We start from the raw sequence: 16841 nt of genomic DNA, 5'->3' as shown, positions 1-16841 counted from the left end.
AGGCGTCGGCTTGCGCCAGCAGGCACGCGAATGGCCTCAGCGAGCCTTCGCCCGCCCGGCGTGCCCCATCAACCTCGTCGCCACCATCTCGCCCTGCGTGAACGCCTCCTCGAAGACCGAGTACCCCGCCAGGTCCGCATGCGCGAAGTGCAGGCGCCCATGCGCCCGATCGCGCAGTGCCGCCAGCGCCGGCGATCCCCGCAGCCCTGGATGCGGAATGCTCATCGCATGCCCATATCGCATCAGCTCGACCCGCTGCAGCCGCTCCGGCAGGTCGGGATGCAGCGGCGCCATGTCGGCCAGCACGCGCGCGGTCCAGGCGCGCCAGTCGTCCTGCAGCAGGTCCTTGCGCTGGGACTCGCGCAGCGCCCGGTAGGCGGTCAGCACCAGGGGGCCGCGGCTCGGGTCCAGCGATTGCTGGTTGGCGTTGACGTAGCCCAGCGCCTCGCCGCCGTAGGCGACGTTGTCCCAGGAGAGCGGCGCCCCCAGCCGCTCCAGCGGCGGCGTGTCCAGCAGCAGGTTGGCGACCAGCCAGGGCGCGTATCGCATGCCGCGCGCGGCTTCGGTCAACGCGGCGGGCGGTTGCTCGGGCAGGCGCGCGCCGATGAACAGGGGCGCGGCCATCACGACCTGGTCGGCCTGCCAGCGCTCCGGCGCTTGCGCCTGCTCGTTCCAGGCCAGCACCTCCACGCCGTGGCGTTCCTCGCGCAGCCGCAGCACCGTCCGACCGCCGAAGAAACCCTCCGCCAGCGGCGCGGCCAGCCGCTCCGACAGCCACCCGTTGCCTTGCGGCCAGGTCAGCACGGCCTCGCGTTCCTCGCCGCTCATGAAACCGTGGCGGCTGCCGAAGTAGTGCAGCCCGGCCCAGGCCGAGACCTGCGTGGCATCGGCGCCGTAGTCGTCGCGGCAGCAGTAGTCGAGGTACCAGCGCAGCGGCGCGGCGGTCAGTTCATGCCCGTCCAGCCACGCTGAGAACGTCATCGCGTCCAGCGCCTGATGCGCGGGCGACCAGGCGTGGTGCGTGCTGGGCATCGCGAAACCGACCTCGTGGCGCGCGCGCTCGACCAGCTCGCCGAAGCGCCGGTACTGCGTCAGCAGCTCGGGGGTCTCCGCCGGCGGCAGCAGGCCGTCGACCCATTGGTCGTGCCACCAGAGCCGCTCCTGTGGGCTGTGGCAGAGCCAGCGTTCCTCGTAAACCCAGTGGCCGTGTTCCAGACGCGCCAGGCCGAGGTCCTCCAGCAGGCGCTGGACTTCGACCGCCTCCGGTCCCGGCGTCGGCAGGTAATGCGCGCCCAGCGGGCAGCGCAGGCCGTCACCCAGCGTCGGACCGGCGCCGATGCGATGGCCGCGGCTGTTGCCGCCGGGGCGGTCCTCCAGATCGAGCAGCGCGACGTCGACGCCGCCCAGTCGCAGGCGCCGCGCGCAGGCCAGCCCGGCGATGCCGGCACCCAGCACCAGTACCTGCGCGCGTCGCGGCGTGCCAGTGACCGACGACCATGCGGGCGGCGCGCCGCGCAGGCGATGACCGCGTTGCCAGTCGGCCCCGACCCAGCCACCGGGCAGATCGGCGATCCGCGTGGCGAGTCGATCAGCGACGGGGCGCGCGTCGCGCCCGCAGGCCGACAGCAGCGGCACCAGCGACAGCGCCAGCAGGTCGCGGCGCTTCAGGCCGTGCGTCAATGCTGTTTGCCCCATTCGCGCTCGAATTCGTGGACCAGCGCCTGGTTGGACAGCCGGTTCACCTCCAGCCCCTCGGGCCGCGCCATGTCCAGCGGGAAGTTCAGCAGCGCGGGCATGCCGTCCAGGCTCAGGAAGCGCAGGCCGGGCGGCAGCTGGCGCGGCATCGACCAGGGCCGGCGGCTGGCCAGCACGTAGCCCCATTCGCCGAAGCTGGGCACGTGCGCGTGATACGGCGTGGCCGTCAGGCCGACCGACTCCACGGTGTTGACGACGGTCCAGAACGCGCGCGGCGCCACCAGCGGCGAGGTCGCCTGGATCACCGCGTAGCCGGAGGCGCTCAGGTGCTGGTCGACCATCTTGTAGAAGCTCGCCGTGTAGAGCTTGCCCAGCGCGAAGTTGCTGGGGTCGGGGAAGTCGATGACGATGACGTCGTAGGTCTGGTCGTTGGTCTCCAGCCAGCCGAACGCATCGGTGTTGACGATGGTCAGCTTGGGGCTCAGCAGCGCGTCCTTGTTGAGCTGCCGCAGCAGCGGCATCGTCGAGAACAGCCGCGTCATGTGCGGGTCCAGCTCGACCAGCGTGACGCGCTCGACCGACGGGTAGCGCAGGATCTCCCGCACGGCCATGCCGTCGCCGCCGCCCATCACCAGCACATTGCGCGGCGCGCCCTGCGCGGCCATGGCGGGGTGCACGAGGGCTTCGTGATAGCGGTACTCGTCGCGCGAGTGGAACTGCAGGTTGCCGTTGAGGAAGAGCCGCGTGCCCGCCGCGCCCTGCGTGACTACGATGCGCTGGTAGTCGCTGCTTTCCTTGAAGACGATCTGCTCGCCGTAGAAGCGGTCCTCGGCCCAGGTGCTGAGCCGGTCCGCACCGATCATGCCCGCCGTCAGCACCGCCACGCTCGCCGCGCAGCCCAGCGCATGCGAGCGCCACGCGCGCAACTCCGGCCGGAACAGCCACAACGCCCAGATCGCGATGGCCACGTTCAGCAGGCCGAAGAACAGGCCCGTGCGCACCAGCCCGAGGTTGGGCACCAGCAGCAGCGGAAAGGCGACGGCGACCAGCAAGGCGCCCAGGTAGTCGAAGGTCAGCACCTGCGACACCAGGTCCTTGAGGCCGTAGCGATGCCGGAAGTGGCGCTTGAGGATGCGCATCACCAGCGGGATCTCCAGCCCGACCAGCGTGCCCACCAGCAGCACCAGCCCGTACAGCAGCACCCGGAAGCCCGCGACCTGCGACGGCGGCAGCAGGCTGTGCGCGGTGAACAGCGCCGCCGGCATCAGCCCGCCGATCACGCCCACCAGCAGCTCCAGCCGCAGGAAATGCGCGATCAACTGGCGCTCGATGTAGCGCGACAGCCAGGATCCCAGGCCCATCGCGAAGAGGTAGGCGCCGATGATGGTCGAAAACTGCAGGACCGAATCGCCGAGCAGGTAGCTCGCGAGCGCGCCGGCCGCCAGCTCGTACACCAGGCCGCACGCGGCGATGACGAAGACGCTGGCCAGCAGCAGGACTTCGGGCAGCGTGGCGCGGCCGGGACTGTGGGGGGATTCGCCGTCGTCGGCCGACGGGGGCGACGATGCGGCGCGGTGCTCTGCGGACTCGGACATGGGGCGCGAGGCTATCACGCGCGAGGGCGGTGGCCGGGCGTCGTTTCACCGCCGCGACAGTCCACGCGGCGGTCGACGACGGTCCACGCCGAACGGTGCATCGCGAGAGGCGGCGACCGTGCCCGGCGGCGCCGTGTCGGCGGCGTCACATGCCCGTGGTGATCTTCTTCTGCAGCGCCTTGTATTGATCCAGCCGCGGCCCGCCCAGCGCCACCGCGCGCTCGATCGCGAGCGACGCCTTGAAGCGCTGGCCTTGCTCCATCAGCACCTGCGCCAGGTTGTTCCAGCCGTCGGGGATGTCGGGGCGGACGTCGGTCAGCCGGCCGTAGGCCTTGGCCGCCGCGCGGCGGTCCTTGGCGGCGTAGGCGGTGTTGCCGGCGCCCATCAGCAGCACCGGCTCGCCGGGCCAGCGGGCCAGCGCGCTTTCGTAGCCCTTGCGCGCGGCGGGGGCGTTCAGGCGTTCGAGCGCCGCCAGCGCCGCGCCGGTCTGAGCGCCGTCCAGCGTGGCGGGCATCTGCTCCAGCGGCAGCGTCGTCATCGCCCAGTGGTCGCCGCGCGCCCAGGTGCGCTCGAAGACCGGCAGCTCCATTTCCTGCCGCGCGGTCTTGCCGCTGTGCAGGAGGATCGTGCGGCGCTCGCGGTCGTAGCCGACGGCCACGGCGTAGTGCCACACCGGCGCCACGTCCAGCGACAGGTTCTGGAAGACGATCACCGGATGACCGGCCGCCACCTCGGCCAGCAGCGCGTCCAGCCGCGGCGGCAGCACGTAGGCCGGCAGGCCCTGGCGGCGCGTGGCCACCAGCATCTCGGTCTGCAGCGAGCCCTTGCGGCCGGGCAGGAAGACCTGCGGCTTCAACTGCTCCACCGTCGCCGTCCGACCCACCGAGCGCAGCAGCATCGCCAGCGCGGCGGGGCCGCACTCGTAGTCGTCCTGCGCGATGAAGGGCGTGGCGGCCGACAGGTCCGCGCGGGGCGGCAACTGGGCCGGCCACTTCGATTCCAGCGCGCTCAACTGCGGCGGCGTGCTCGCGCAGCCACCGAGCAGCAGGACCAGCGCCAGCGTCAATGCCGTGGCCGGCGCCCGGGCCCGAGCTCCAGCCCGAGACGGCGCCCGGGTCAGCAGCCCAGTTGACGGAACGGCGGCGCGCATGGGGACCTCAGCGGATCGACCGCGTGAACGGGAAGACCTTGGTGAAGCCCAGGATGTCGGTCACCAGCAGGATCACGAACACGGTGAAGATGATGCCGAGCACCTCGCCGCCGGCGGGTGCCTCGGCGATGCGGCCGTCGAGCGCGCGGATCTCGTCGTCCGACATCGCGTCCACCCGGGCCTGCGCGGAGGCGCCGTCCACGCCTTCCTTGACCATCGCCTGACGCACGTCGTCGCGGGCGAAGAACGCATTCACGCGGGCGCGGCTGTCGGCGACGCTGCCGGCCGGCGCAGCGGCCTGCACCAGCGCATCGGTCGGAACGATCTGCGCCGAGGCGTGCATCGGCATCGCCATCAGCGAGCACGACACGATCAGCGACGACGCGACCGCCCGCTTGAGGCGCGAGGTCCGGTATGTGGCCGGGCTCGTCACGGGACCGGAGGGGGCGGCCTGGGAGGCCTGGAAATCGAAGGGCTGCGAGCTCATGGGGGACCGATCAAAGAAGGATTGATGAAATCCTAGGTCCGCCCCTGCCGCTGTTACAAGTTCGATTACCGGGCGTCACAACGGATGCATATCCGCTGTGAGAACGCGCGAGAAAGCACTGGAAGATCGTGTTAAGGAAGCGTCAGCGACCGGCAACCGGCGACCAGCCCAGTCAGCGGTCAGCGGTCAGCGCGCGCAGCGTGGGGGGCTGACATCCTTCAAGGTCCATCGCTCGCCGTCGCGCACCAGCACCACCAGCGTTTCCTCGTTGGCATGAGGGCAGGTGATGGGATCGCCCCGCGTCGTCTTCTCCAGCTCGACGGTGCGGCCGTCCTTCCAGCGCATGAAGCGGTAGAAGGCGGGCTGGTCGGGCGACGGCACCAGGCGGAAGCGCTCGATCAGGCGACCCTGCGCGCGCTCCCACACCAGGATGCCGTTGAAGTCGTGGGCCTCGGAGGCGTTGGCCATCGCGATGAAGCTGCCGTCCGGGGAAGGTCGGGCCTCGCCGTGCATCTCGTGGCGGGTGCCGTCCTTGCGCGACACCCACAGCACGTTGGTGCCTTCGTAATAGGTCGCGCGGACGATGTAGAACTCGCGGTCCGGCGACAGGCCGTCGAAGCGGTAATCCTCGAAAGCGGACTCGTTGGCGCCCCCGATGCCGGGCCAGACGCTGTCGAAGACGATGGGCCGGCCGCTCGACGACAGGATCAGCCGCGTGCCGTTGCGTTTGGCCGCCACGCCGGACTTGCGGATGGCGGCGGCTTCGGCCTTCGCGCGGAAGGCGTCGTCGGAGAGTTCGTCGTGGCCGGTGGCGCCGGGGTCTCCTTCCGGTCGCGCCAGGCCCGCCGTGAAGTCGCCCTTGGGGGCGATGCCGGTCGGGCGGGGCGGCGGTTTGGGCGGCGCGGGCGGATCGGCGGCGATCGCCGTCGCGCCCAGCAGCGCGAGCGTCAGGCCGACGACGCCGGCCTGCATCGCGTGCGCGGCGCGTCGATGCCCGTCATCGCCAGGTCCGTGCCGATCGCGATCCGACATGCCGCTTGCCTCAGCCGTGGATCGCGGCCGCCACGATCTGGCCGATCGAGATGCACATCGCCGCCACCACCACGGCCAGGGCCATGTTCTTGTGCTCGACGATCTCTTCCCACAGCTTGTAGGGCGTGAGCTTGTCGATGATGACGAAGCTGATCCAGAACACCAGCACGCCGATCACGGCATACAGGATGGAGCCCAGCACGATGCTGGGCTTGAGCCATTCGAATCCGTCCATGTCGCTCTCCTAGAAGCTTATTTGTGGCCGCCGCCGCCGCTGCTGTAGCCGCCGTACGAGCCGCCGCTGGAACCGATGTAGCCCACGCCGCTGCCGCGACTGCTGCGCTTGCACTGCTGATACTCGGCGCTGGTCTCGCCGTAGCTGTCCTTGTAGGTCTGGCAACTGTCGCTGCTGCAGGCCTTGAGCAGCGCGAAGAGCACCACCATCACCACCAGCGCGATGATGAACCAGCGCAGGATGCGGCCCTGGTCCATGCCGGACGCGACATCGCGGCGCAGCGTCGGCATCTTGTCGTCGGCCAGCGCGAAGGCGCGCCGCACTTCGTCCGCCTCCATCGCGCGGCCATGGCTCCAGGTCAGCTCGTTGCCGACCTGCTCGCTGCTGAGCAGCTCCAGCCGGCTGCCGTTGCGCCACTCGTAGTCGGTGACCAGCGCGCGTTCCTCGCGCGCGATGCGCCAGTAAAACTCGCCCAGTACGTATGTGACCTTGGCCGTGTAGCGCCACTTTTGCTTGAACGGCTTGTCCTGCCATTGCACCGTGCCACCGCCGGACTTGGCCGGCGCGCCGGTGATCGGGCGCACGACGCTCCAGCCGTCCTCGGTGTCGACCAGGAAGGCGAAGCCCTCCATGCGATTGAACAGCAGGTACTCGCGCCAGAAGGTCTGCTCGTCCTCGCTGGACTCGGGCAGGTCGCATCGCTCCAGGTATCCGACGACCTGCCACGGCTTGGGCGTGCCGCCGCTCAGCGCGAGCTGGCCGGTGGTGCCCAGCGGGATCTGCGGCTCACCGCCGTTGTTCTGGCGATAGGCCGAGAGATCGGCGCCTGCGCCCTTGGCGATGTCGACGACCGAATGGCATTGCCCGCAGACGATCGACTGCGTGGTCTCCAGCTTGGGCTCCAGCGCCGCGCCGCAGTTGGGACAGGGCATCGACCTGGAGGCGAGCGTGGCACCGCTCTCGGCGCGCAGGCCCGTCAGCGCCAGGTCCGCCAGCGCCACAGGCCGGCCTACCGACCAGGTCGGCCGCGCGGGATCGGCGTACTCCAGCGTCGCGACTTCGTTCTGCGTGTTGCGCAGGTCGACGACGGGATAACGCTGCTGGAGCCGCGGCGGATGCGGCAACTCGCCTTCGGCGGCGGCCAGCGTCGCGTCGACGATGGACGCCACCTGCCAGGCCGAGCCCGCCAGCATCTGCAATCCACCGGGCCGCAACTGCGCCGGATCGGGCGCGCGCTCGTTCAGCGGCGACTCGAAGCTGATGACGAAACTGCCGTTGTCCTCGGCCAACCAGCCACTGCGTGGCGCGCCATCGGCGCCGGCGTCGAACAGGATGTGCCACTCGTTCCAGCTGCCGTCCGCATAGGACATCTGCAGCCGGCCGACGACGACAAAAGGCGCGCCCGCGTGGCGACCCGCCGCGCCGAGTTGCAGCGGCGAGTAGTCCTCGAACAGTTCCGAGCTGGTGCCGATCTTGCGCAGCGCGTCGCCTTCACGCAGCAGCGTGGAGCGGCAAAAGCTGCAGACGGCACTGGCCGACGCGGCCGAGGCGAACTCGACCGGCGCACCGCAATTGGGGCAAAGCGCCTGCCAGCGGCGCTGGGGGGACGGGGTAGCCAATCAGGTTCCGGGCGTCGCGATCTCGATCATGGGCGGAGCGGGGTCAGCTCAGCTTCTTGAGCAGCTCGGCCTTCTTGGCGGCGAACTCCTCGTCGGTCAGGATGCCCTTGGCCTTGAGGTCGCCGAGCTTTTCGAGCAACAGCAGCACCTCGTCGGCGCTGGCGCTGACCGGCTGGGGCTGGACCGGCGCGGCGGGCTGCGCGGGCGCCTGGGCCGCTGCATTGGCCGGTGCATTGGCGCCGGTCAGGCCGGCCTGCAACTGCTGCGCCATCGTCTGGCCGAGCGCCAGTCCGGCGCCCAGCCCCATCGCGTCACCCGCGATGCCGCTGCCGCCGCCGGAGCCGACGCCCTCGGCCAGCTTGGGGATCGCCTGCGCGGTCTGGTACTGCATGAACTGGCCCATGTTCTGGCCGATCATGCCCATGCCGATCTTCTGGTCGAGGATCTTCTGCAGTTCCTCGGGCAGCGAGACGTTCTGCAGCGTGACCATCTCCAGCTTCAGGCCCAGGGCCTCGAAGGAGGGCGAGGTCGCGTCGCGCAGCGCGTTGGCGAACTCGACCTGATTGGCCGCGAGGTCCAGGAAGGGGATGCCGGACTGCGCCACGGCGTCGCTGATGTGCTGCAGCATCAGGCCGCGCAACTGGCCGTCGAGCTCGGTGACGGTGTAGCGCTCGCGGGTGCCGGAGATCTCGGTGTGGAATTTCTTCGGATCGGCGACGCGATAGCTGTAATTGCCGAAGGCGCGCAGGCGCACCGCGCCGAAGTCCTTGTCGCGGATGGTGACCGGCTGGGTGGTGCCCCAGCGCTGGTCGACCTGCTGGCGGGTGCTGAAGAAGTAGACGTCGCTCTTGAAGGGGGATTCGAACAGCTTGTCCCAGTTCTTCAGGTAGGTCAGGACCGGCAGCGTCTGGGTCGTCAGCTTGTACATGCCGGGGCCGAAGACATCGGCCACCTTGCCTTCGTTGACGAAGACGGCCATCTGCGATTCGCGCACGGTGAGGGAGCCGCCGTACTGGATCTCGAAGTCCTGCATCGGAAACCGGTAGGCCAGGACGCCGTCGTCGTCCTCGGTCCACTGGATGATGTCTATGAACTGTTTCTTGATGAAGTCCATCAGGCCCATGGCGCTGCTCCCGAAAAAGCGCGGTTCAAGGTGACCGCCGGGAGCGAGTATCCCTCAGGGAAATGTCGACCCAGGTCACCCTCAAGGGGGGAGGTTCCACGGATGGAAATGGGGGCATGCGTACCCCCGCCGACGGTTGCTCAGCGACAGACCCCTTCGGTCCATTCACGCGAATCGGCCTTGACCTGCACCAGCTTGCGGCCATTGGTCCCGTCAGCCCCGTCCGCCATCAAGCAGAATTTCCCGAGGTAACCCCGGGTCGGGTCGGACGAGTCCGACGGCCGCGTGTTGAGGTGGACCTCGTACACCCGGCCCAACTGAAGATCGGGCGCCACGGCCGGTTTCGCCGTGGCGCCTTCCGGGGTCTGGCCATAGGGGACGCAGCTCGCCGGTGACATCGTCGCCAGACGCTTCTGGTCCAACATCACCCACCACACATTGCCCACGGGCGTGGTCGACGCGTCGTTGATCGACACGGACTGCAGACGGATCGCCGGACCGCGGGCGGCCTCCTTGGGGGTGATCGTGAAGCAGGGCTGTCCGTCTTGCAGGCGGACGTCGGCGTCGCCCATGCGAGAGGTCGCGCAGGCCGTGCCCAGCCAGACGCAAAGGGTCAGCGCGGCGGCGGACTCAAGGCAGATTCGCGGTGTCGGCCGGGTTTTTGAGGAAGACATTCAGGACCTCTTCGAAAAGCGTCAATTGATTCGCGAACTGCTGCTGGTTCATCGCTTGCGGTGCATTCAGGTGCTTGAGCACGAAGTAGTCGGCGAGCAGATCCCCTTGCGATTCCATGTTGTAGTCGCCGAGGGTGGTGCCCGCCTTCAATTCGTAGTCGTAACCCAGGCCGATGCGGATGGCGCCGCGCAGCCGCACCGGGTAGCCGAGCTGGTGTTGCCAGACGTGCACCATCTCGTGGATGAACCAATGCCGCGTGGATTCACTCGTGACCGAGAAGTCTTCCTTGAAGTGCTTCTTGTTGAAGTACATCTCGCCGTTGGGCGTCATGGCGGTGTCGTCCGGCTGCCAGCCGAAGGGCAGGTACTCGCCGTTGTGGACCTTGACCTGCGTGTAGTCGAGCGAGTCCTTGAACAGCAGGCGCGCCATGGCGATCTCGCCGGCGGTGAGCGGGCGGGCCTCGCCCTCGGGCGTGACAAGGGGCCGCTGCGGCGCGGGCACGCTCGGCTCATGCTTGGGCGGCGAGAAATCCGCGCCGAGCAACGTCCAGTTGTCCCCGGCGGAGGCGTCCATGCCCACCGGGCCAGGGCGCGGCGAGGGGCCGAGCCACTGCGTGCCGGAGTCGGACAGCAACTGACGGATGTCCAAGCCGAGCGGACCGGGAATGACGGCACGTGCCATGGCGAGCTTCCATGTAGAGGGCCGCGGGGGAGTCCGGCGGCAAGCTGGGCATGTTGCCGGCTGGCGCGAGCCGGCGCAAATGACTCTTGGCTAATGCCAAAGTGTCGGCGCCTAGGCCTTGGCCCGGCATACCTCCAGCACGACATCCCGTAACCACTTGTGCGCCGGATCCCGGTCCATCCGGGGATGCCACATCTGGGAGATGGTGATCGGCTCGGTCGGCACCGGCAAGGGGAGGGCGCGCAGCGCGCCGTTCGCGAGGTCGTGCGCGAAGAACATCGCCGGCACCAGGGCGACCAGGTCCGTCGCCGCCGCGATCGACAGCGCGGCCCGGAAGGTCGGCACCACGACGGCCACGCGGCGCGCCAGTCCGCGCGCTTCGAGCGCCTCGTCCACCGGCCCCGCGCGACGCCCGCGGCGCGACGTCACCACGTGCGCGCAGGCGGCGTAGCGGGCGGCGTCGGGCTCGGGCCCGTCCAGCAGCGGATGCCCCGGCCGCACGACGGCCACGAAGTGGTCGCGATAGAGCGCCTGCAATCGCACCTCTGGGCCGGACTCGCCGAGCACGCCGATGTCCAGATCGATCAGCCCCTCGCGCAAGGGGCGCACGTCCTTGTCCGGCTTGGGCGCGAAGCGCAGGCACACGCCGGGCGCCTCCCGCGCGGCGTGGGCGACCAGCGCCGGCCCGAAGGCCTCGATGAAGCCGTCGTTGGCGCGCAGGGTGAAGGTGCGTTGCAGGGTGTTCAGGTCCCAGCCCGCGCCGGCCGGCTGCAGCACGGCGCGGGCGCCCTGCGCGAGCTCCCGCACCCGTTCCCGCAGCGCCAGCGCATGCGGCGTGGGCACCATGGTGCGGCCCGCGCGCACGAGCAGCGGATCGCTGGTGGCCTCGCGCAGCCGGGCGAGGGTGCGGCTCATGGCGGACTCGCTCAGATGCAGCCGCTCGGCCGCCCGGGCGACGCTGCCCTCGGCGAGCAGCGCATCGAGCGCGGTCAGCAGGTTGAGATCGATGTCGTCGGCCATCGGGCGACGCTAGCACGGCGGGCCGGCGTGCGGATGGCGTGCCACGCAGGATGTCCCTGCGCGCCGCGCTCTGGCCGGGTGGCGGCGCGAGTCCTATGCTGACCGACACCTCCCCGACCCGCAGTCCCGATGCCCGCTGTCCGCTCTTCAGCTTCGGATCCGTCCGCGCCGTCTCCCGTGAATGCGCCGATGGATTCGCCCATCATTCCGACCCCCCATGCGGACGCCGATGCGGCGCTCGCGGGGCGGGCATTGGCGTCCACTTCCAGGCCGGCATGGACCTCGACCTCGACCTCCACGTCAGCGCCGGCATCCGATCCCGCACCCGATACCGATGGCGTGCCGCTGCCTCAGCGCCATGCCGCGGTGGCCGCGATCCTCGGCGCCATCGTGCTGGTGGTGCTGGACGGCGCGATCGCCAACGTCGCGCTGCCCAACATCGCGCAGCGCCTGAACGCGTCGCCATCGGATGCGGTCTGGGTCGTGACGGCCTATCAACTCGTGGTCGTGATGTTCCTGCTGCCGGCGTCCGCGCTCGGCGAGCGGCTGGGTTATCGGCGCGTCTTCATGAGCGGCGTCGCGCTGTTCACGGCGGCCTCGGCGTTGTGCGCGATGGCGCCGTCATTGCCGTGGCTGGTGGCGGGGCGATGCCTGCAGGGCCTGGGCAGCGCGGCGGTGATGCCGCTGGGCCTGGCGCTGCTGCGATTCACCTATCCGAAGCGGATGCTCGGCCAGGCCATCGCCTACAACGCGCTGGCGGTGGCCGGGGCGTCGGCCGCGGGGCCCGCGGTGGGCGCGGCCATCCTGTCGGTGGCGAGCTGGCCGTGGCTCTTCGCGGTGAACCTGCCGGTCGGCTTGCTGGTGCTGCTGGCCGCCCGTGGATTGCCGCGCACGCCGGGGACGCGTCGTCCGCTCGACGGGTGGAGCGTCGCGCTCAACGCGGGGATGTTCGCGACCTTCGTCCTCGGCGGCGATCGCGTGCTGTCGCATCCGGTGGAGGGCGGGGCGCTGCTGATCACGGCGGTGGTCTGCCTGGTGCTACTCGTCCGCCGCGAGCTGCCGCGCGCGGCGCCGTTGATCCCGCTGGATCTGCTGCGATCGCCGTCATTCCGGATGTCGGTGATCGCGTCGGTGTGTTGCTTCACGGGGCAGATGGCGAGCTATGTCGCGCTGCCGTTCTACATGCATCACGTGCTGGGCTTGAGCGTGCTCGAAACCGGCCTGCTGATGACGCCATGGCCGCTCGCGGTGATGTTTGCCGCGCCGATGGCGGGCCGGCTGGCGGATCGGGTCTCGACGGCGAGGCTGTGCGCGGCAGGGGCGGCGTGCATGGCGGCGGGGCTGGCGCTGTGCGCGGCCTGGCCGGTTCAGGCGGATCCGAGGCCGCTGCTGGTGGTGTTCACCGCGCTGACTGGATTGGGATTCGGGTTCTTTCAGACGCCCAACAACAGGAACATGTTGCTGTCGGCGCCGAAGGAAAGGAGTGGCGCGGCCGGGGGCGCGCAGGCCGTCGCGCGGTTGACGGGCCAGACCATGGGGAGCCTGTTGATGGGGCTGCTGTTTGCGTGGCTGCCGGCGTCGAACGCCTCCCACGTCGGGTTGGGAATGGCGGCTTGTTTTGCGCTGGTGGCGGGACTGGTGAGCGTGATGCGGGGTGAGGTGCTTCGAGGCTCTTTATGAAGCGTCCCAATGGAGTCGGACTTCCGGCTTGCCGCAGGAGGCTACAAGCCCAACTACCCAAAGGTGGCTCGATGAATGCTGGTCGACGCGCTGAGTCGGAAAGCAACAGGCCTGAATATCTCATTCTTTTTACACGAGGGCAGGGTTGGTTAAGGCTTGGTCTTTCTCAATGCATAGCACTGCCAACCATCGGACGATAGGGAGCGCGACTTTAATATTCGCGGATGCTGCCGAGTAGGGTTCGAAACTCGATGTGGTTATGCCGCGGCGAGTTTTTTTTGAGTGCACAACGGCACATCGTATTTCATATAGCCATCGCGAGAACTCATCACACAGCGACGCCGCTGCTGCGTCCACTCTTGCAATTGGCGGCCCAAGCGATGTAACTAGATTGGATGCGATAGCGCCACGCCAGTCAGAAGCGTCCCCAGATAGCTGGTTTGCGAAGTCCACATCGGTGGCAAGAAGCTCGATAACGCATTTCAACTGATCGAGTTCGCTTCGAGCATTGCGCCGGAGTCGAGTAGGGGCCTCCTCGAAGTAGTACTCAAGAACGTTATAGAAAGCCAAGAATGCTTTGAGTGGGTTCCGTTCTTTCACACCAGAGAAGAAGTGCGAAAGTAGAACTGGCGAATATTGCTTGTTTGTAGTGATTCGCTCAATCGAAAGCTCCTCAACTACACCGAACGTCTTGCTCGTTGCAAGGGGGAAGTAGGTAGGACGTGTGCCATCTCGTGTAGGTTGCATCGCACGTGCGTCAATGTCTTGGAGTGCAAGGGCTTGAAATATGTCAATATATGCGGCTCGAGCTTTGATAACACGAAGCTTTCCAAGATGCCCATCTCGCTCTTCATTGGGCATGACCCGAACGTCCACTTTTTTTTCTAGCAATGAGCTTATGTTGCCGACATGATCGGCAATTGCGGCATTTGCATAGTTGACACCAATGTTCCAGTCGTCGAAATTGATGGTGTCTTTGGGATCTGTGGCTGCGACTTCCAGCACCGATCTATCATTAAGGCGATCAAGTGCTAATGTGTCGGTTAGCATCTGATCAGCTAGACTGTACATCGATGAACGTTCATCGATCCAGAATCTGGCGTCTGATGTTCGAAATGTCATTCTTGATGACGAATGGATTTTGGAAAACTCGAAGAGATAGTTGTCGACGAGGCGCTCGACATCAGGTGGGGGGATTGGACTTTCGCTAGAAATGTGCCCGATCGACTCCATCTGATCGAGGAAATAGATGGCTTGGGTCGTGAGGACTGGATTTCCGTATATGCCTGGCTTCAATAGCAATTGGTGACTAAGACCGTCAAAGAGTACAAAGCGACCAAGGCCTTCACTGTCGGAAATCTGCAGAATTGAATTGTGTGTCATACGATTCGAAGAGGAGCTGTGTTTGCAATTTATCTCTCCATATTGCGAGCCGACAGCGACAAGGCGATAGAGAAAATGTAAGGCGACGCGAGATCAGCATATCTTCGCCTTTGCCGCAACGCCGATGGAAACGCAAAGGACGCTACCAGAGGTCACGGGCTCGTCCCACGACCGCGTCCTAGTGTGCCAGTTGAAGTCGTTGAGCTCCATTTGACCTATCAGATCCAGCGTCTATGTCAGATTCGACGACTACGTACTACGAGCAAGAATCGGGGCAGGGAGTCCGAACACGAACCTATATGGGCCTTAGGCTAAACTCGTCCTACCCCGGAGCAAATAAACCAAGGACAGCTTGTAGTTCCGCCAGTCGAGGCGCCGCCCGCCTTGCATGGGGCGGCGAGTCACGGTTGACTCGGTTTCGAAACTCTGGTCGACGTCGTAACTGCGGTCGTGGCGTCAGTCGCAAAAGGCCCGGGTCGGATGAGGGCTTGGCGGGTTCACCCTTCAAGAACTGGTTGAGCTCGTGTGGGGCCATTGATCAGGCGCACGCAGCTTTGGCGCTGTGAGAACCTTCGAATCTGAAATTTCACACTGAATGCCGTATCGCTTCTTCACAACCGTCTCCACTAGTTCGCGAAACCAGGAATCGTGCCGAGGGGCGATTACCAGCTCCTGAATAAGCTCCGGGACATCGACATTGATCGAAAAAATCTTAGCGTCTGGTTGTACTTCTATTCTGTGTGTCGAGGACGGCTGGTTCCAAACAACAGCACGGACCTCTCTTTCATGCACGAAGTCCAGACGCTTATGAAAGTAGGGGTTGAAGACCCGACCGTCGGGGATCGGCTCTTTAGAGTAATCGATGTACCGAACGCGACCAAACTCAATGTGAAGATTGGTCTTGTTTAGCTGTTTTTTAAGTAGCCCTGCACTAGTCTTTATTGCGACACCGTCATTGCTTTTTAAGAAAATCCGCCACATGGCCGCCGATTCGGCTGGATTTTCGTGCCAACAACTAATAAACATGCGTTCTCGTTCACGCAGCGGCTGAACCGCTACGGCCTTCGCTATGCTGTTGTCGCCATATTTTTCTAACTCTGCGATCGATGGTTCTGGCCAATGGCCTTCGTACAGATCTTCAAAGGCGTCAGCTCTTGCGAAAACAAGCTGTCTTGTTTCTAGTAGGCTTAGTAGCTTCGAGATATCCATATAGCGCCAAATTGTTTTCTCGTCTGCAGGAGGTTCAGGAAGATAACTCATCGCAATCACCAATGGTTGGTTGATAAAGTTGTGACGTGAAGATGGATTTATAGTGATGTCTTTGCCGGTTTCATCTGGGGTTTTCGATGTCCAGTCGCCTGCTTGAGTGGTGCGACGGTCCGAGAGCGGGTGCTGAAGAACTGTCTGAAAACCAGTTTCCGCAACAGTTCATATGAATAATGCGTTTGAGGAAATGACCGGTCGATACACCGCAGCGGCAGGCTGCAATCGAATTGGCCGAACGAATGGCTACAGCTCTTCAAAACAACGACGCGTCGAGATTTACGAAGCGGTAAAACTGAGGCTTCTAAGAGGTCATTGCTTCATTGCTCAGTTCGGCTTCTTTAAAGTAGATGCAGCGGTTTACGAGTGTGTACATCGTTTTCAGATCCTGCCTTGATTGGAGGGCGTGTCCGATCTTCTCCCTCCGTGTCTTACAAGCCGAATGCTGAGAAATCTTTGCCAGCAATGCTTTTAGCGATCAATTGCGCTTGACGCCGCACCACTTCCCTCTGCTCTGGCCCTAATCCGTTAAGCGCGTACGCTTCCAGAGAGCCTGGACATGTCCCACTGGATGAACAGATGAACAGGTAAGGGACAGACGCTGGCCCGCAGTCATAACCAAGCGCACATTGACTGAGCAGGACGGCCTTGTCGATGTGGCTCACGTCCCTGAACTCAGAAGAAAGGGTGCCGGGACTTGAGGTCTGCACGTGCTCAAGCCATCCTCCAAGAGCGGGCGCAAGCCATAAAAGTCCATCGGGTCCCAGCTTGTTTAATGCAGAAGCCAAAGCTTCTTTGGCCTCGCGCACTTCTCTCTCAGTCGGATTGCGGCTCAACTCGGCTGCGGACGGGTTAACCGGGAAATCGGCGTTTTGGATAGCAAGATTTATCTCCGTTCGTTGCCGGACCAACTCACTCGCTGGTATCGACATGAACGTGCGACAACTCCGTTCAAGTGTCGTCCTTGCGCGAATGAGCTCCGCCGCATTCGCTCCATCGTCCCTTCGATTCGCTGCGTCAGGGAATGGCATCTTCATGGTAAACGGCAAGCAGATATTTATCGCCTCCCTTGCCAGATACTTGAGTTTGTAATCTTTTGAATTAATGCCCAGGCGATACATTTCAAAGAGATCGTCTGAGGCACCCCAGAGATCCTTTAGGCTTCTGAAATTTGTAGGGTGGCGCGCATTGGAATCCGACTCG

Annotated in this window: 15 protein-coding genes; 1 reads left to right on the top strand and 14 read right to left on the bottom strand. The window is 65.6% G+C overall.

What is annotated here, in order from left to right; all coding sequences use genetic code 11:
• Positions 1 to 36: 36 nt before the first annotated feature.
• The 11 genes from CDN99_RS21900 to CDN99_RS21850 form a co-directional block, all read right to left on the bottom strand.
• Positions 37 to 1695 (bottom strand): flavin monoamine oxidase family protein, encoded by a 1659-nt coding sequence (locus tag CDN99_RS21900; protein WP_088387031.1) that lies wholly within the window; start codon positions 1693 to 1695, stop codon positions 37 to 39.
• Positions 1677 to 3290 (bottom strand): polyamine aminopropyltransferase, encoded by a 1614-nt coding sequence (locus CDN99_RS21895; protein WP_088387030.1) that lies wholly within the window; start codon positions 3288 to 3290, stop codon positions 1677 to 1679. The genes CDN99_RS21900 and CDN99_RS21895 overlap by 19 nt, the downstream gene beginning before the upstream one ends.
• Positions 3291 to 3435: 145 nt before the next feature.
• Positions 3436 to 4440 carry a PA2778 family cysteine peptidase gene (locus tag CDN99_RS21890; RefSeq protein WP_088387029.1) on the bottom strand — a complete coding sequence of 335 codons (1005 nt, stop codon included), beginning with the start codon at positions 4438 to 4440 and terminating at the stop codon, positions 3436 to 3438.
• 7 nt (positions 4441 to 4447) lie between these two features.
• Positions 4448 to 4927, bottom strand: a complete 480-nt coding sequence (locus tag CDN99_RS28740) for a PA2779 family protein (RefSeq protein ID WP_158218922.1) — start codon at positions 4925 to 4927, stop codon at positions 4448 to 4450.
• A 186-nt stretch (positions 4928 to 5113) separates the two neighbouring features.
• Positions 5114 to 5959: a hypothetical protein gene (locus CDN99_RS21880; protein ID WP_141100917.1), complete on the bottom strand. Its 846-nt coding sequence runs from the start codon at positions 5957 to 5959 to the stop codon at positions 5114 to 5116.
• 10 nt (positions 5960 to 5969) lie between these two features.
• Positions 5970 to 6194 carry a DUF350 domain-containing protein gene (locus CDN99_RS21875; protein WP_088387027.1) on the bottom strand — a complete coding sequence of 75 codons (225 nt, stop codon included), beginning with the start codon at positions 6192 to 6194 and terminating at the stop codon, positions 5970 to 5972.
• Positions 6195 to 6211: 17 nt separating this feature from the next.
• Positions 6212 to 7813, bottom strand: coding sequence for a DUF4178 domain-containing protein (locus CDN99_RS21870; protein WP_088387026.1), 1602 nt, complete (start codon positions 7811 to 7813; stop codon positions 6212 to 6214).
• A 43-nt stretch (positions 7814 to 7856) separates the two neighbouring features.
• Entirely contained in the window at positions 7857 to 8936 is a 1080-nt protein-coding gene (locus CDN99_RS21865) for an SPFH domain-containing protein (protein ID WP_088387025.1), read from the bottom strand.
• A gap of 140 nt (positions 8937 to 9076) precedes the next feature.
• Positions 9077 to 9508, bottom strand: coding sequence for a hypothetical protein (locus tag CDN99_RS21860; RefSeq protein WP_088387024.1), 432 nt, complete (start codon positions 9506 to 9508; stop codon positions 9077 to 9079).
• Positions 9509 to 9566: 58 nt separating this feature from the next.
• A complete protein-coding gene (locus CDN99_RS21855) occupies positions 9567 to 10292 on the bottom strand; it encodes a hypothetical protein (protein WP_238139650.1) in 726 nt (241 codons plus the stop codon).
• 111 nt (positions 10293 to 10403) lie between these two features.
• Positions 10404 to 11312 carry a LysR family transcriptional regulator gene (locus CDN99_RS21850; RefSeq protein ID WP_088387023.1) on the bottom strand — a complete coding sequence of 303 codons (909 nt, stop codon included), beginning with the start codon at positions 11310 to 11312 and terminating at the stop codon, positions 10404 to 10406.
• Positions 11313 to 11501: 189 nt separating this feature from the next.
• Here CDN99_RS21850 and CDN99_RS21845 point away from each other — a divergent pair, with 189 nt between their 5' ends.
• Positions 11502 to 12992 carry an MFS transporter gene (locus CDN99_RS21845; RefSeq protein WP_088387022.1) on the top strand — a complete coding sequence of 497 codons (1491 nt, stop codon included), beginning with the start codon at positions 11502 to 11504 and terminating at the stop codon, positions 12990 to 12992.
• A 129-nt stretch (positions 12993 to 13121) separates the two neighbouring features.
• Here CDN99_RS21845 and mauJ read toward each other — a convergent pair whose 3' ends face one another.
• The 3 genes from mauJ to CDN99_RS28370 form a co-directional block, all read right to left on the bottom strand.
• Complete coding sequence (gene mauJ / locus CDN99_RS28380) at positions 13122 to 14375, bottom strand: methylamine utilization protein MauJ (protein WP_141100916.1); 1254 nt, start codon at positions 14373 to 14375, stop codon at positions 13122 to 13124.
• A gap of 504 nt (positions 14376 to 14879) precedes the next feature.
• Positions 14880 to 15635: a DUF2971 domain-containing protein gene (locus CDN99_RS28375; protein ID WP_141100915.1), complete on the bottom strand. Its 756-nt coding sequence runs from the start codon at positions 15633 to 15635 to the stop codon at positions 14880 to 14882.
• Positions 15636 to 16069: 434 nt separating this feature from the next.
• Positions 16070 to 16759, bottom strand: coding sequence for a hypothetical protein (locus tag CDN99_RS28370; protein ID WP_141100914.1), 690 nt, complete (start codon positions 16757 to 16759; stop codon positions 16070 to 16072).
• Positions 16760 to 16841 lie beyond the last annotated feature (82 nt).

It is taken from the genome of Roseateles aquatilis (assembly GCF_002205645.1).
In the GTDB taxonomy this organism is placed as follows: Bacteria; Pseudomonadota; Gammaproteobacteria; order Burkholderiales; family Burkholderiaceae_C; genus Roseateles; species Roseateles aquatilis.
This window is presented reverse-complemented; position numbering and strand designations above follow the sequence as displayed.

Bases quoted from the DNA above. Each gene is read 5' to 3' on its own strand.
- CDN99_RS21845 (WP_088387022.1), top strand. From the start codon at position 11,502: ATGGATTCGCCCATCATTCCGACCCCCCATGCGGACGCCGATGCGGCG.
- CDN99_RS21895 (WP_088387030.1), bottom strand. From the start codon at position 3,290: ATGTCCGAGTCCGCAGAGCACCGCGCCGCATCGTCGCCCCCGTCGGCC.
- CDN99_RS21900 (WP_088387031.1), bottom strand. From the start codon at position 1,695: ATGGGGCAAACAGCATTGACGCACGGCCTGAAGCGCCGCGACCTGCTG.
- CDN99_RS21855 (WP_238139650.1), bottom strand. From the start codon at position 10,292: ATGGCACGTGCCGTCATTCCCGGTCCGCTCGGCTTGGACATCCGTCAG.
- CDN99_RS21880 (WP_141100917.1), bottom strand. From the start codon at position 5,959: ATGTCGGATCGCGATCGGCACGGACCTGGCGATGACGGGCATCGACGC.
- mauJ (WP_141100916.1), bottom strand. From the start codon at position 14,375: ATGACACACAATTCAATTCTGCAGATTTCCGACAGTGAAGGCCTTGGT.
- CDN99_RS21860 (WP_088387024.1), bottom strand. From the start codon at position 9,508: ATGGGCGACGCCGACGTCCGCCTGCAAGACGGACAGCCCTGCTTCACG.
- CDN99_RS21850 (WP_088387023.1), bottom strand. From the start codon at position 11,312: ATGGCCGACGACATCGATCTCAACCTGCTGACCGCGCTCGATGCGCTG.
- CDN99_RS28740 (WP_158218922.1), bottom strand. From the start codon at position 4,927: ATGAGCTCGCAGCCCTTCGATTTCCAGGCCTCCCAGGCCGCCCCCTCC.
- CDN99_RS21875 (WP_088387027.1), bottom strand. From the start codon at position 6,194: ATGGACGGATTCGAATGGCTCAAGCCCAGCATCGTGCTGGGCTCCATC.
- CDN99_RS21865 (WP_088387025.1), bottom strand. From the start codon at position 8,936: ATGGGCCTGATGGACTTCATCAAGAAACAGTTCATAGACATCATCCAG.
- CDN99_RS21890 (WP_088387029.1), bottom strand. From the start codon at position 4,440: ATGCGCGCCGCCGTTCCGTCAACTGGGCTGCTGACCCGGGCGCCGTCT.
- CDN99_RS28375 (WP_141100915.1), bottom strand. From the start codon at position 15,635: ATGAGTTATCTTCCTGAACCTCCTGCAGACGAGAAAACAATTTGGCGC.
- CDN99_RS28370 (WP_141100914.1), bottom strand. From the start codon at position 16,759: ATGTATCGCCTGGGCATTAATTCAAAAGATTACAAACTCAAGTATCTG.